Source organism: [Clostridium] cellulosi, assembly GCF_036762875.1.
Lineage (GTDB): Bacteria > Bacillota > Clostridia > Oscillospirales > Ethanoligenentaceae > Ruminiclostridium_D > Ruminiclostridium_D cellulosi.
In genome coordinates this window covers 116,182-131,987 of sequence record NZ_JBAIZF010000020.1, presented here as the reverse complement: position 1 = coordinate 131,987, position 15,806 = coordinate 116,182, and the positions used below count along the sequence as shown (strand labels likewise).

The 15,806-nt window shown below is 33.6% G+C and carries 13 protein-coding genes; all 13 read left to right on the top strand.

Going from position 1 to position 15,806, the window contains the following annotated elements:
• Positions 1-281 precede the first annotated feature (281 nt).
• The 13 genes from V6C21_RS06380 (at position 282) to V6C21_RS06320 (ending at position 15,805) form a co-directional block, all read left to right on the top strand.
• On the top strand, positions 282-755 hold the full coding sequence (locus tag V6C21_RS06380; RefSeq protein ID WP_073026957.1) for a hypothetical protein: 474 nt from the start codon (positions 282-284) through the stop codon (positions 753-755).
• A 115-nt stretch (positions 756-870) separates the two neighbouring features.
• Positions 871-1,176, top strand: a complete 306-nt coding sequence (locus tag V6C21_RS06375; protein WP_479268606.1) for an HNH endonuclease — start codon at positions 871-873, stop codon at positions 1,174-1,176.
• 256 nt (positions 1,177-1,432) lie between these two features.
• Positions 1,433-2,512: a three-Cys-motif partner protein TcmP gene (tcmP, locus tag V6C21_RS06370; RefSeq protein WP_041714816.1), complete on the top strand. Its 1,080-nt coding sequence runs from the start codon at positions 1,433-1,435 to the stop codon at positions 2,510-2,512.
• Positions 2,513-2,522: 10 nt separating this feature from the next.
• On the top strand, positions 2,523-3,296 hold the full coding sequence (locus tag V6C21_RS06365; protein WP_479268605.1) for a radical SAM protein: 774 nt from the start codon (positions 2,523-2,525) through the stop codon (positions 3,294-3,296).
• 220 nt (positions 3,297-3,516) lie between these two features.
• Entirely contained in the window at positions 3,517-5,535 is a 2,019-nt protein-coding gene (locus V6C21_RS06360) for a type I restriction-modification system subunit M (RefSeq protein ID WP_479268604.1), read from the top strand.
• Positions 5,532-6,836 carry a restriction endonuclease subunit S gene (locus V6C21_RS06355; RefSeq protein WP_479268603.1) on the top strand — a complete coding sequence of 435 codons (1,305 nt, stop codon included), beginning with the start codon at positions 5,532-5,534 and terminating at the stop codon, positions 6,834-6,836. The genes V6C21_RS06360 and V6C21_RS06355 overlap by 4 nt, the downstream gene beginning before the upstream one ends.
• A 15-nt stretch (positions 6,837-6,851) precedes the next feature.
• A complete protein-coding gene (locus V6C21_RS06350) occupies positions 6,852-7,760 on the top strand; it encodes a DUF5655 domain-containing protein (RefSeq protein ID WP_479268602.1) in 909 nt (302 codons plus the stop codon).
• Positions 7,761-7,774: 14 nt separating this feature from the next.
• Positions 7,775-10,762 (top strand): type I restriction endonuclease subunit R, encoded by a 2,988-nt coding sequence (locus tag V6C21_RS06345; protein ID WP_479268601.1) that lies wholly within the window; start codon positions 7,775-7,777, stop codon positions 10,760-10,762.
• Positions 10,763-11,030: 268 nt separating this feature from the next.
• The gene (locus V6C21_RS06340) at positions 11,031-11,627 is read left to right on the top strand and encodes a hypothetical protein (protein ID WP_479268600.1); all 597 of its coding nucleotides are present in this window, start codon (positions 11,031-11,033) and stop codon (positions 11,625-11,627) included.
• A gap of 168 nt (positions 11,628-11,795) precedes the next feature.
• A complete protein-coding gene (locus tag V6C21_RS06335; protein WP_479268610.1) occupies positions 11,796-12,155 on the top strand; it encodes a DNA-deoxyinosine glycosylase in 360 nt (119 codons plus the stop codon).
• Between the two features lie 242 nt (positions 12,156-12,397).
• Entirely contained in the window at positions 12,398-13,066 is a 669-nt protein-coding gene (locus V6C21_RS06330) for a DUF1444 family protein (RefSeq protein ID WP_479268599.1), read from the top strand.
• Between the two features lie 422 nt (positions 13,067-13,488).
• Positions 13,489-14,808, top strand: coding sequence for an ABC transporter substrate-binding protein (locus V6C21_RS06325; protein WP_479268598.1), 1,320 nt, complete (start codon positions 13,489-13,491; stop codon positions 14,806-14,808).
• A gap of 67 nt (positions 14,809-14,875) precedes the next feature.
• A complete protein-coding gene (locus V6C21_RS06320; protein ID WP_479268597.1) occupies positions 14,876-15,805 on the top strand; it encodes a carbohydrate ABC transporter permease in 930 nt (309 codons plus the stop codon).
• The last annotated feature ends 1 nt before the right edge of the window (position 15,806 follow it).

Sequence of the window (15,806 nt, the reverse complement as noted above, 5' to 3'; positions counted from 1 at the left end):
TCTTATTCATAGCGAATAGGAAACCTCCTTGCTTTGTTGGTGGGTTGCAGCTCAACTATAGCACAGGCTTTTCCTATTCGCTATCTTTTTTTATCCGCTAGTGTAACACATCTATTGTAATCCTACAGATATAAGAATTCGAATATAAAATATTTCTTGACTATAAATTATATCAAAAATATAAACTTATAGATAAAGAGAAAAATTAGAAAAATCAAATTTAGTTTTAGTCAATCAAGATTAGAAAATTAAGATTTAATAACATGAAAGGATGAAGAATTATGACCTATTATTTTAATCAAAGTGATTTAGAAAAGTATCTTGCTGAGTATAAAGAACTCAAAAATATTGAAAAAGAATTGTTGAAAGAAAATAAACTTGCTAATAATTATGATTTATATGAACAATATATGAGTAAAATCCAAACATATTATTTTGATGAGAACATCGAATATGCTAAAATATATGCAAATACAAAAGAAGAGTTAATAGAAAAAACAAGAGAATATCTTAAAGATATATATGGTCTAGATGGGTATGAATTATTAGAATATGAAGAAGCATTGCAAAAAGCATATATTAATTTTATTGGTCAAGGATATTATCAAATTTATAATTCAATTGGATGTAGTGGAGATATTAGCGTCCATAGAATAGACGAAATGCTTAAAATTGCTCTTAGTAGTGCAATGATGAAATATGAATTTGATGATGAAGTGTGGGAATATATTTGTGAACATTGTAATGATATATAAAAATTAATTATATTTATTATTCAACTGTCTACTTAAAAAGTAGACAAATTTTTCTTTTTAATAAAAGGCTAAAATAATTTTTCATTGTAATAAACTAGATTCTTCTATTGCTACAATGAACCAAATAGTAAAGATTCGTAAACTTAACAGGGCAATAGGAGAAAGCCTGAAACTTCTTTATAATTATCGCTGCCAAATATGTGGAGAAAATATTAGTGCAAGATATGGAGTCAATATTGTAGAATCTCACCATATAGAACCCTTTGTTGAATCACTCAATAATAATGCCGAAAATCAGGTTATTATTTGTCCTAATCATCATCGGATTATTCATAGGGCAAGACCTGTTTTTGACAGGAGAAAATTAATTTTTGTTTATCATAATGGAGTAGAACAGATTGTTTTAAATCAGCATCTATAGATTGAGATATTGATTTATAGATTGTATTAAAAACTTTTAAATGCAGGATTGTTTTTTTAATTATACGGTATGTTAAACTGCCGATATTACATTTTATAATAGGTAGTTTTTTGTCAGCAAAATTTATATGGTTTTATTGAATATTGAAAGATTTTATCATAAAATAATATTATGGTAAATTAGTATAATTATTGAAATGTTTATAATAGGTTTTCTTGTTATTTTATGTTAACATCTATTTATGTGGGGTGTAAATATGGGTAAAATTTATATGGATGGGTATGATTTTTTCTTTTGGAATTATGAAGGACAAACTAAAATGAAACATGAAGTGCTTGAAGAGTATATTGATAAATGGATAAAGATAGTAGGCTGTTATCATAAACTTAATTATTTCGACTGTTTTGGTGGATGTGGAGCATATAAAGATAATGATAAAGTATACTATGGTTCTCCCATACGTGTAGCAAAAGCAGTTCAAAAAAATCAACAGAATTTATATAGAAAAGTAAATATTGTAATAATAGAGAAAGAAGAAGAAAATATAGAAAATCTCAAAAAAGTTTTCGAATATAATCAAATAACAATTAAACCTTATTTTATACAAGGCGATTTTGATGAAGAAATAAATAAAATCTTTGATGCTACAAATGGTAATCTTGCACCTACTTTCTTTTTTATAGACCCATTTGGTTTTAAAATAAATTATGATACGCTGAAAAGAATTATGACTGTGCCAAAGTCAGAGATATTTTTAAATTTTATGTATACAAGAATAAACGAGTTTTTAGGTGCAGAGAAAATCGAAAAAACTATTGATAAACTTTTTGGTTGTGATGATTGGAAAAAGATAATAAATGAGCGGAGTAATAACAGAGAGCAAGATATAGTTTCACTATACAGAAGACAACTTAAAAGAATTTCAAAGTTTGTATATTATTATCGTATATCGTTTCCAAATCGCGATAGAACGTATTATTATTTATTTCATCTGACTAATCATCAGAAGGGATGTGTGGTAATGAAGTCATCTTTTGCAAAATACAATTATGGTAAAGTTGAGTATATGGGACCAAAACATGGGTATCTATCCTTATTTGACCAAGAGGATATCAAGTTATATGAAATAAAACAATATTTGCTTAACAAATATTCTAATACAAAAATAAGTTTTTATGATATCATAGAAGAAAATATAGATGAGGTTCCTTATTTGGAAAGTGATATAAGGAGTGCTTTGAAGGAATTACGTAAAGAAGGCAAGGTAGAGGTTAAACATATTACCAGTAAAACTGAAAATAGCATTCAAGATAAAGATTTGATAATATTTAGTTAAGGGAGATTGTATGAAATACATAAAAAGGAAAACTTTATTATATAAAACGGAAGTTGAATATGGAGATTATACGATAAATCATGTACAAGGATGCTCACATGGTTGTAGATATCCATGTTATGCTTTTTTAATGGCAAAAAGATTTGGTAGAGTAAAAACATATGAAGAGTGGATTAAACCTATAATTGTTGAAAATTCTGTTGAACTTTTAGAAAGAGAAATTCCCAAATTAAAAGATAAAATAAAGTCTGTACATTTTAGTTTTACAACAGACCCGTTTATGTATGGATATGAAGAAGTGGCAGAATTAACTCTTAAATTAATAAATATTTTAAATAATGCTAATATCAAATGTACTACGCTAACAAAAGGGATATTGCCTATAGAATTAGCACAATTAGGTAAAGAAAATGAAGTTGGAATCACATTAATATCGTTAAGCGAAGAATATCGAAAACAATATGAGCCTTATTCAGCGCCTTATAATGAAAGAATAAACAGTTTATATGAACTTCATAAGAAAGGAATCAAAACATGGGTAAGTATTGAACCTTATCCTACACCTAATATAATCGACCAGGATTTGCAAGATATATTAAATGCTGTTAATTTTGCTGATAAAATAATATTTGGTCGTTTAAATTATAATTCCAAAGTAACTCAATATCCAGACTATAAAAATTTTTATAACAATGCGAGTTTTCAAGTTATTAATTATTGCCAAAAGAATAATAAGCAATATCACATTAAAAATGGAACATTGACGATAAAACAAGATGTTTAAGAACTGTAAGCAGTTATATGTTTATAGTTTTTATTTTGTTAGCATGATTAATAGATGTTATTAGCAGTTAGGGAGTCACCACATAAAGGTAATGAAAAACAAAGGAAATAGCAAAAAATGTAGAATTCTATATATTAAGATATTTGGTTTTATATGGATGTAAAAGTATCAATTTTTACTTCTATTTAAAAATAAATTAAATAACGTAGGAGTGATAAGGTTGATTAACTTTCAAGATAAAGTTAACTTTATATGGAGTATAGCAGAACTTTTAAGGGGACCGTATAAAAAAGAGCAGTATGGGGATGTAATACTGCCAATGGTCGTGCTAAGACGTTTTGATTGTGTTCTTGCAGCAACTAAGAAGGAAGTATTGGAAAAGTATGAAACCTTAAAGAAATCAGGACCCCAAAACATGGACCCTGTTTTAAATAGGACATCAAAGCAAAGATTCAATAATACAAGCAAGTATGATTTTGAAAAATTATTAGCCGACCCAGATAACATCGCGAATAACTTAAGGAATTATATTAACGGCTTTTCTAAGAATGTCAGAGAAATTATCGAACACTTTGACTTTGATAAGCAGATAACAAAACTTAATGATAACAACTTGTTATATTTAATTGTATCAGAGTTTAACAAAATCGACTTGCACCCAGATAAAGTTAGCAATACCGAGATGGGCTACATCTTCGAGGAACTTATCAGGAGATTTTCTGAGCATGCAGAGGCAGGTGACCATTACACTCCTCGTGAAGTTATAAGGTTAATGGTTAATATTCTTTTAAACGAGGATAATGAAGAACTAACCCAGCCATGGCTTATTGTAACTGTTTATGACTGCTGTGCAGGTACAGGTGGTATGCTTTCGGTTGCAGAGCAATACCTCAAAGAATTAAACCCGGGAATACAAGTGGAATTATTTGGACAGGAGATAAATCCTCAGTCCTTTAGTATCTGCAAATCCGACATGCTCATAAAAGGACAAAACGCAGATAACATCATTTTAGGCGACAGTTTTACGGAAGATGGACATAGGGGAAGAACCTTTAGGTACATGCTTACCAATCCGCCCTTCGGTGTGGAATGGAAGAAAGCGGAGAAATTTATTCGTGAAGAATATGAAAAAGAAGGGTATAACGGCAGATTCGGTGCTGGGCTTCCCAGAATATCCGATGGTTCCCTTTTATTCCTGCAGCACTTAATATCTAAAATGAAACAGGATGAAAAAGGCAGCCGTATTGCTATTATCTTTAATGGCTCGCCATTGTTTACGGGGGACGCAGGTTCAGGTGAATCGGAAATAAGGCGCTGGATAATTGAAAATGACATGCTGGAAGGTATTATTGCATTGCCTGACCAGTTATTCTATAACACGGGTATTTCTACCTACATATGGATAGTTACCAATCGTAAAAATAATGACCCAATGAAGGGGCCTGTAAGGACGGGTAAAATACAGTTGGTTAATGCAGTAGATTTCTATCAAAAAATGAGAAAAAGCCTTGGAAACAAGAGAAATGAAATCACTGAAGAGCAAATAAAAGAAATTACAAGGATATATGGTGAGTTTAAAGAGAATGAATACTGCAAAATTTTTGACAATGAAGATTTCGGATACCAGAAAATAGTTGTGGAAAGGCCTTTAAGGCTTAATTTCCAGGTGACTGAAGAAAGGATTAATAATTTATATAATGAAACAGCCTTTATTAATCTAGCAAAGTCAAAGAAAAAGGGTACAGCAGGGCTTAAAGAAATAGAAGAAGGTAAAAAAATACAACAGCAAATAATAGAAACTTTAAGAACAATGGACTCTACTATTTTATATAAAAATAGAGATGAATTTACAAAAGTGCTTAAGAAGGCTTTTAAAGACAGAGATATTAAACTGGATAGTGCGCTTTTGAAGGCCATCCTGTCTGCACTTTCCGAAAAAGATGAAACAGCGGATATTTGTGTGGACAGCAAAGGTAACCCTGAGCCAGACTCAGACTTGAGGGATACTGAAAACGTACCTCTAAAAGAAGATATACATGAGTACTTTGAACGGGAAGTAAAGCCTCACGTGCCTGATGCTTGGATAGATGAGACCAAGACTAAAATCGGATATGAGATACCTTTCACAAGGCATTTTTATAAATACCAGCCCCTGAGACCTTCTGAAGAGATTATGAGAGAGATAATAGAGTTGGAAAAGAGCATTTCAGAGAAGTTGAAGAAGGTGATGGGTGAATGAGTAAATATAAAAGGTATGAAAGGTATAAGGATTCAGGGGTTGATTGGATAGGGGAGATACCGGAGCATTGGGAAGTGAAAAAAATAAAATATCTGGCCAATGTAATAAACGTAAAAGCAAGTGATTCATATAATAATAAGACATACATAGGATTGGAAAACATTGAATCTAAAACAGGAAAATTGTTAATAGACGATATTGATGAGCAACAAGTTATTGAAGGAACCTCCAATGTTTTTGAAAAGAATGATGTATTATTTGGTAAACTTAGGCCATACTTGGCCAAATGTTTAATTGCTGATTTTTCAGGAAGATGTACATCAGAATTATTAGTATTAAGATGCAAAGGTATTTTGCCTAAATATATGTTTTTTTTCATGTTGTCGCCCAAATTTATTGATGTAGTTAATTCTTCTACCTATGGGACGAAAATGCCACGCGCTAATTGGGATTTTATAGGCAATTTAAAAATACCTTTACCTAGTCAAGAAGAACAGAAAGGCATTATTGAATATTTAAGTAAAAAAAGTAATGAAATAGATGCTTTAATTGAGGATAAAGAAAAATTAATTGAACTACTGCAGGAAAAACGGCAAGCAATTATAACTGAAGCCGTTACTAAAGGACTTAATCCGAATGTTAGGATGAAAGATTCAGGGATTGAGTGGATAGGGGAGATTCCAGAGCATTGGAGGCTTTCAAAGATAAAGTATGAATCATTAATTAATAATAAAACATTAAGCGAAAGTACAGATGACGACTATGAAATAGATTATATTGACATAAGTAGCGTAACATCAATAGGTGAAATTGATGGCGTTCAAAGTTTAAATTTTAAAGATGCACCTAGTAGAGCCAGAAGAATTTTATATAAGGGGGATACCATAGTATCCACAGTTCGTACATATTTGAAAGCAATAGCCTTTATTGAAAATGCTCAATCAAACCTAATATGTTCGACAGGATTTGCAGTCTTAACTCCCCTATCAAAGGTTGTTCCGAAATATTTATTTTATTTAATGAGGTCAGAAAAATATGTTAATGAGATTGTTCGTAGGTCAGTAGGAGTTAGTTATCCTGCAGTTAATGCTTCTGACATTGGTGCTTTAGAATGTGCATTACCAGATAGAGATGAGCAAATGTATATTGTAGAATATCTTGATAATTGCACTACGCAGATTAACCAATTGGTAAATGATATACAAGCTCAAATCCAAAAACTGAAAGAATACCGCCAATCCCTTATATCAGAAGCAGTAACAGGAAAAATCGATGTGAGGGACTATGTTGTTAACAATTAAATTGGAGTGATTTATATGGGTGATTTGAAACTCTTTAGAATAAAAAATGAAGTAAAAGAACTTGTAGGCACTTCAGTAGCCATTGAAAAATCTATTCAGACATTAATTGAAAACAATATGGAAGCATTTTTCGGTATTACTTTTCTGGCGTCAGAGTATTCTACGGGCAAGAATCATGGCGGAAGAATAGATTCTTTGGGGATAGACGAAAACTATTGCCCAGTTATACTGGAATACAAGAGAGCATTAAATGAAAATGTAATAAATCAGGGGCTGTATTATCTTGACTGGCTAATGGACCATAAAGCAGAGTTCAAATTGCTTGTAATGGAGAAAGTAGGTAAGGATATTGCTGATAAGATTGAATGGTACATGCCAAGACTTTTGTGTATAGCAGGGGATTTTACAAAGTTTGATGAATACGCTGTAAAGCAGATTAATAGGAATATAGAACTTATTAGATATAAAAAATATGAGGACGACTTGATTCTATTTGAACTAGTAAATGCTACTACAGTGTCGCAAACTGCATTGGTTTCAGATGATGGTACAAATAAACATAGTGTATATAAAACAGTGACAGAGAATCTGAAGCAGGCAGATAAAGAATTACAGGATTTGTATTATTCAGTTAAGGACTTTATATTAAACCTCGGAGATGACATCCAGGAAAAGGTTCTGAAATACTACATTGCTTTTAAAAAAATACGAAATTTTGCTTGTGTGGAGATTTATCCGAAAAGCAAATCGATTCTTATATACTTGAATATAAATCCTAACGAAGTAGAGTTAAAAGAAGGTTTTACAAGAGATGTGAGCAATATCGGTCATTACGGCACAGGAAACTTAGAGGTCAGGATAAACAGTAAAGATGATTTCGAAAAGGCAAAAGAACTTATAACAAAAAGTTATGATGAAAACTAGTTGGGGGGATATAAATGGCTAAAACTCCTGAAGAACTTTTAGAAAAGGGCTTTGAAGAATATATTGAGGAGCACCTTTTAAAAAATGGATATGTTAAGGGCAGTCCTGATGATTACAACAAAGAATATGCCTTGGATACCAAACTCCTATTTGAATTCTTAGAAGATACTCAGCCGAAAAAGATGGATAAGTTAAGACAAATTCATAAAGACCAATATAAGTTTAAAATTCTAAAACGACTCAATACGGAACTAAACAACCGTGGCATGATTGATGTATTAAGACATGGAATTAAAGACTATGGTGTGTATTTAGACCTTGCCTATTTCCGGCCTGCCAGCAAATTAAATGATGAAATGATAAAACTCTATGAGAAAAATCGAATATCTGTAACAAGGCAGGTACACTACAGCACTAAAAACGAAAACAGTATAGATATGCTTATATGTATCAATGGACTTCCTGTTGTTGTTTTAGAACTTAAAAATCCTTTCACTGGTCAAACATATCAAGATGCAATCATGCAGTACAAGAAAGACAGAAGCCCTAATGAACTGTTGTTTCAGTTTAAGAAAAGAGCCATTGTATTCTTTGCAGTAGATACTCAAGAAGCATATATGACTACGAGACTTTCAGGAGATAAAACTTCTTTTCTTCCATTTAATAAAGGTTGTGATGGAGGAAAAGGAAATCCAGACAATCCTGATGGCTTAAAAACGGATTATCTTTGGGAAGAGATACTTCAAAAAGATAGCCTGATGGACATATTAAAAAGATTTGTATTTATAGAGACTCAAGAAAAGAAAGACATAGACGGTAATACTTATACCTCGGAAACCGTCATATTTCCAAGATACCACCAATTAGATGTAGTAAGGAAACTGGAAGCCGATGCAAAAAAGAAAGGCGTAGGGACGAACTATCTTGTGCAGCATAGCGCAGGGTCAGGCAAAACCAACTCCATATCATGGCTTGCCCACAGGCTTGCAAATCTTCATGACGATAATGATAACCCTGTATTTGATTCGGTTATTGTTATTACGGATAGAAGAGTTTTGGACAGGCAGTTGCAGGATAGTATTTATCAATTAGAGCATAAACACGGAGTTGTACAGAAAATAGATAAAGACTCAAATCAATTGGCTGATGCACTGAAAAGTGGAACCAGAATTATTATCTCTACCCTGCAAAAGTTTCCTTTTATCATTGAAAAGGTAGGAGAGTTGGAAAATCGTAAGTATGCCGTCATTATAGACGAGGCTCATTCCAGCAGTGCAGGAGAAAATATGGCTTCTTTAAGGGAAGTTCTATCTGCCAATAGCCTAGAAGAAGCAGCAAAACTGGATGAAGAGTTGGAAGGCAAGGAATATGACCCTGAGGAGGAAATTATAAAAACAATAAAGAAAAGGGGAAAACAGCCGAATATTAGTTTCTTTGCTTTTACAGCCACACCTAAAGCAAAAACTCTTGAAATGTTCGGAACGATAGGGTCTGACGGACTACCACATCCGTTTCATCTATACTCTATGAGACAGGCAATTGAAGAAGGCTTTATTTTAGATGTGCTTCAAAACTATGTTACATATGAAACCTACTTTAAACTGGCGAAGAAAATTGAAGAAGACCCCACTTTTGACAGAGCAAAAGCCACCAAGGCATTAACACGATATGTAAGCCTCCATCCACACAATATTGCTCAAAAGACTGAAATTATGGTGGAGCATTTCAGGAGCGTAACCAGGCATAAAATAGGCGGAAGGGCTAAGGCGATGGTTGTAACCAGTTCTAGGCTCCATGCAGTACGCTATAAGCATGCCTTCGATGAATATATCAAAAAGAAGGGCTATAAGGATATGAAGACATTAGTAGCCTTTTCGGGAACGGTAAAAGATGGTGGTGTAGATTATAAAGAAAGTGATATGAACGGATTTAAGGAATCAGAACTTCCAGAACGTTTTGCTACCGATGAATATCAGGTACTTCTAGTTGCTGAAAAATACCAGACAGGTTTTGACCAGCCTCTTTTACATACCATGTATGTCGATAAAAAGTTGTCGGGAGTCAAGGCAGTACAGACTTTATCAAGGCTTAACAGAACCTGCGCAGGAAAAGATGATACCTTTATATTAGATTTTGTAAATAAGGCAGAGGATATTCAGGAAGCCTTCAAGCCCTATTACCAAGCAACTATTGTGGAAGAAGTGACAGAACCTAACCTGATTTATGATATCGAAACTGGGCTGCATGCATACGGCGTGTATCTTAAAGAGGAATTAGATAAGTTTGCTTATATTTATTTTAAGCCCAAGGATAAAAAGACTTCTAAAGACAGGGCAATGCTAAACCACTTTATAGATGCAGCCGTAGAAAGGTTTAAGAAACTGGATGAACAGCGGAAACAGGATTTTAGCAGCCAGGCAATGAAATACGTAAGGCTTTATTCCTTCATCCTACAAATCACGCCTTTTGAAGATGTTGAACTCCATAAGTTATATGTATATTTAACATATCTGCTTAAAAAACTTCCAAAGGAAAAAGGCTCTACTGTTCACTTAGCAGATGAAATTGCTTTGGAATACTATACCACTAAAAAGACCTTTGAAGGGAGCATCTCATTAACCCCGGATGATGAAAATGTACCAGTTACACCTGTAAAATTTGCAGGAACTGGGGTAAAGGAAGAACAGGAAGAATATCTGTCCAGCATTATTGAGCGTCTTAATAAGCGGTTTGGAACGGACTTCACAAAAGCCGACCAGTTATCGGTTGAACAGATTAAAGAGGATTTTGCCGCTGATGAGGATTTGGTTCAAAAGGCTAAGACAAATACCATTGACGACTTTAGACTTGCTTTCGAAAAAGTGTTTATTAATAAAGTAATTGACAGGATGGACCAGAACCAGGCATTCTTTACCCGAGTTTTAGATGATGAGCAATTTAAGAATGCGCTTATGGAGTATATGCTGGTTGAGACCTATGAGAAGTTAAACAGCAGGGCTTAGTAGATACTTGAGGGAAAGACGTAATAAAATAACCATAATAGATAGGGGCGTGGCTATGGGAATTGTATTGATGTCCACAGTTCACGCCTTGAACTTGGCATTTTACCGTTTATTAGTCATGCTGAAATCATAACAATTGCAACGCAGCCAGACTATATAGATGAAGGTATCACGGCAGATTATTTATTGAGTAAAATGCTTTATCGTATAGAAGAGGCTATGAAATAAAATAGTTGTTGGTAAATATAAAAATTGAGGTCGATAAAATATGAATTCTTCTATTATAGAAAACATTATTAAGGAATTTAATTGGTATATTATCACCAGAATGTACGGCAGTTCTCACAGTTCTGTTATAGGATTTTTGTCAAGCGAATGGATTAAAAAGTCCTCTGACCATTCTGTGTTGGATGGCGCCCCCTCTCCGTTTGTTGGCAAGGGAAGAAAAGGGCAAAAAAATGCAGATATCCTATTATGCAAAGGTGATAAACCTTTTATAGTAGTTGAGGTTGAAACGATAGTGTCTAAATATTTGGAGAAGATAGATTCAATTGCTGCATATATGGAAAATACAAAAGATTATGCTGGGGTTGCTTTTGGCCTATTGGTTATGCTCAATTATACAAATGGTGCAGACAAGTATAAGCATAATTGGCATGGTGCAAAAGAATATGCCATAAATAAAGGTATCCCGATTGCATTTGTTTCTATTGAAAAGAGTAAGGCAGATTTAGGGGATACTGTTTTGGACCAATTAAAGAAAAGAAATGAGTATTATCCGTGGGAAACCAGCAACATTGATTACTGGATTTATGGAAGTGATAGAAAGGTAGTTTCAGGAATTTTATGGACAGACAAGCGTTAATTTGAGGGTAGAAAATGATTGCATCTTTTGAACCAATTATTGATAAAAACTGCAAAATACTAGTCTTGGGGACTATGCCCAGTGTAAGGTTTCTTGAAAAGCAGCAATACTATGGTAATAAGCAAAATTAGTTCTGGAAGATAATATACGGGCTTTTTTAATAAAGACATTGAAGAAGATTATGAAAATAGGAAGATATTCTTATTGAACCACCACATTGCTATTTGGGATGTGTTGAAAAGTTGTGATAGAGAAGGAATCAGTGATTCCAAAATAATTAACCCTGTTCCTAATAATTTTGAAACTTTTTTCAATCAGTATCCTGATATAAAAGCAGTATTTTTTAATGGAAGTAAAGCAGAGGAATTATTTAGAAAATTGGTAATAGGGAAAATGAATCTTAAAGAAGGCTTATTATTTTATAGACTGCCGTCTACCAGCCCAGCAAAAGCCACACGATTCAAAGATAAGTTAGACCAGTGGAAGGTTGTTTTATCGTATATAGGATTTATTGATGATAGCCGGTGAGCATTTATATAATAGAACCTTGGTCTTGAATCAAGTTCATAAGGAATAAGATTTAAGGAGTAAAGGGTAAAAGGGGATACAAGGCAATATTTAATCAAAAATATATATCGTGCTTACTAATAGTATAACGTAAAATATAAGTATACAGATGGAGAGCATATTCTCTTACACAGCCAGCAGATGCTGGAATAAGTTAAGAGAGTATGCTCTTTGCTTTTTAATAGTAATTGAGGAGGTAAGAAATGCTTACTATTGCCGATTTTTCAAGAAAGATATTTTTTGATTTAAATAAAACATTTCCTAAAGCCAGGTTGCAGGGGAAGTATGTTGTTGTGGAGTCTAACCTAAGCAGTGTGTCTATACCTGTTAGTAGTATTTATAAGGAATATCAGCAAGTAAAGGATTATAGGAAAACTTTAAAATTATATGTTGACATTATTAATGATATTCTAAATCAATATAAGTTTAAGATTGATTACAACAGTGTGTATCCCTTCCTTAAAAGCATGGATTTTGGGAAAGGGGAAAATGATATTCAGTTTTACCGGGAACAGGCTTTTACAGATATAGATGTACTTTATGTTTCAGACATGGGGGAAACTTTTAGGTTTATTTTGCAAACTGATGATGTAGATTTTGAAAAGGTAAAAAAGAGAGCATGGGAAAACCTGAATAAACTTTCTAATATACTGGTACGACTAGATAATGCACTCAACATATTTTGTTTGCGTTATGCTACAGATTTCAATGCTTCGTTCCTGCTTAGTGATTCAATGCAAAAACAGATAATAAAAAAAGCATATGATAAAAATTTTAGATTTACTCTAGTCGGTGAAATGAATATAAATAATAATTCAATAATTCTAACCAATGTTATAAAGGCCATTGATTTTAGGGGAAAATATTGGTGACATAAGTGCTTTATTTGTAAGCCTACATTCACCAAGAGAGTTCGATAAACTTTCTTTAAATGAAAATGGGGAAATCATTGGGTATAGAAATGGAGTTGAGGTACCTATATACTTAATGAGCACAGGTCAGAGAACGGCAGTGTGCTCGTCAGTCTGAGCTTTTGCCGCCGTGTATCAAATATGATAAATTTACTAGCATATTGTGTATTTTATTTAGTTATAAAAAATTAAGCAAAAGGTAAAAATTTTTAAATTCCAAAATAATTATTTTTAGTTAAAATAGAGACACAGAAAAGATAAACAGTCATACAACATTAATATTTCCTATAAATTATAGCATTTCATAATGTAATAATTGTTCATACTCTTTTGAGCGAGACTAGAACATTTATTAATATTATCAAAATAGGGAGGAGATTGTTTTGAAAAAAAGGATTTTTTCAATCATTCTTGCTATGCTGATTACTGTACCGCTAGTCCTTGGTGGATGCAGTAAAAAAACTGCACAGCAGAATGGGCAAAAGACAAAAAGTGGTGGGACAATAAATGTGTCATATTGGACATTCCAGGAGTTACATAAACAATTTTGGGATGATGCCATTGAAACTTGGAATAAGAACCATTCTGACAAAAAGCTATCACTAAAGACTGATGTTTACCCCTACGATGAACTTCACAACAAACTTCTCATAGCGCTGCAATCAGGTATAGGCGCTCCCGATATAGCAGACATTGAAATTAATAAGTTCGCCAACTTTGTACAAGGAAGCAATCCTGCTCTTGTTGAGCTTAATGACATAGTTGAACCTGTCAAGGACAATCTCATAATGGGTAGACTTGACAACTATGCAAAAGACGGCAAGTACTATGGCATTGACTACCATGTTGGTGCTGAAGTTATGTACTACAATAAGGAAATTCTTGATAAAGCTGGCGTAAATGCAGATGATATAAAGACATGGGACGATTATATCGCAGCCGGCAAGAAAGTAGTTGCAGCAACAGGAAAGCCAATGACCACAATAGAGACAACCGAGCATTGGTCATATTATCCTCTGATAGTTATGCAGGGTTCCGACTTATTTGATACCAACGGCAAAGCAGTAATGGACAACGAAGTAAATATAAAGACTCTGCAAATGCTCAAAGATATGCTTTATAAAGACAAGATTGCAGTAGTGGCGCCTGGTGGCTTCCATCATTCTGAGGAATACTGGGCATGGATGAATAAAGGAAATGCTGCTTCAATCTGGATGCCGCTTTGGTACATGGGCAGGTTTGTACAATATATGCCAGACTTAAAAGGCAAAATAATTATTCGTCCAATGCCTGTATTCCCCGACGGAAAGAAATCAGCAGGTATGGGTGGAACCGCATCTGTAATAACCAAACAATGCAAGAATATAGAGGTTGTAAAACAATTTATGGCAGAAGCAAAGCTTTCAAAAGAAGGCAGCATAAAGACCTGGACTGTTCTTGGATTTGACCCGATTAGGAAAGATGCATGGACCGATCCTGCTATGTCAGCTCCAAACAAATATACTGAATACTTTGGAACTGATGTGTTCAGTACATTGCAGTCAGTAGTTGGAGATATAAGTGGACTGAATCTTACTGATAACTATCCTGAGGCAATAACACTGCTTCAGAAAGACGTAATGTTCAAAGTATTGAAGGAGCAGAGTGAGACACCTGAACAGGCATTAAAAGCAGCAACCGAAGAACTTAACAACAAGAAATAATACAAGCTTATTAAAGTAAAAGATTCAACTTTATGTTGAATCTTTTACTTTAAAAGGGGGTTTTAGAGTGTCAGATGTGAAAACCGAATTATCAAATAGTAAAAGAATAAGCAATATACTTAATTCAAAAAAGGTTGTGCCCTACATATTTGTATTGCCATTTATTATTTCATTCTTAGTATTCTTCCTATATCCTATGATATCTACGATTATAATGAGCTTCCAGAAAATAATGGGCCCCGGAGAGGTAGAGTTTGTTGGATTAAAAAACTACTCAAGCCTTTTTAACAAACACTTTTTAAATGCGCTGATTGTTACTACAAGGTATACATTTTGGACAATACTTGTGTTGATTCCCTTGCCAATCTTTTTAGCTGTATTGCTTAACAGCAAGCTGACGTTTGCGAAAAACTTTTTCAGGTCAGCACTTTTTATTCCAGCGTTAACATCAGTAATCGTAGCAGGCCTATTTTTCAGGTTGGCATTTGGAGAACAGAAAACTACGCTTGTCAACTTTATCATTGGCAAGCTTGGGTTTGAACCAGTCGTATGGCTTCAAGGTAAACATACAGCTATGCTTGTGTTGGTAATACTCTGCACTTGGAGATGGCTCGGCGTCAATATAATATATTTCCTTTCAGGTCTTCAGTCAATACCTGCAGATTTATACGAAGCAGCTTCAATTGATGGAGCAAACGGATTGCAAAAGTTTATGCACATAACCATTCCAGGACTAAAGCCTGTTATAATTTATGTCCTTACAATAAGTGTGTATGGTGGATATTCCATGTTTGCGGAATCGTTTGCTTTGTGGGGTGGCCCCCGTTCTCCCGGCGAAATAGGCATGACTATAGTAAACTACATATATCAGCAAGGCTTTAATCAGAATGATCTTGGGTTTGGTTCAGCAATTGGTTTGACCCTATTGATTATAGTAATGGCTGTAAACATAATACAGCTTACTTTGACAGGGTTCTTCAAAAAGGAGAGCGATTGAT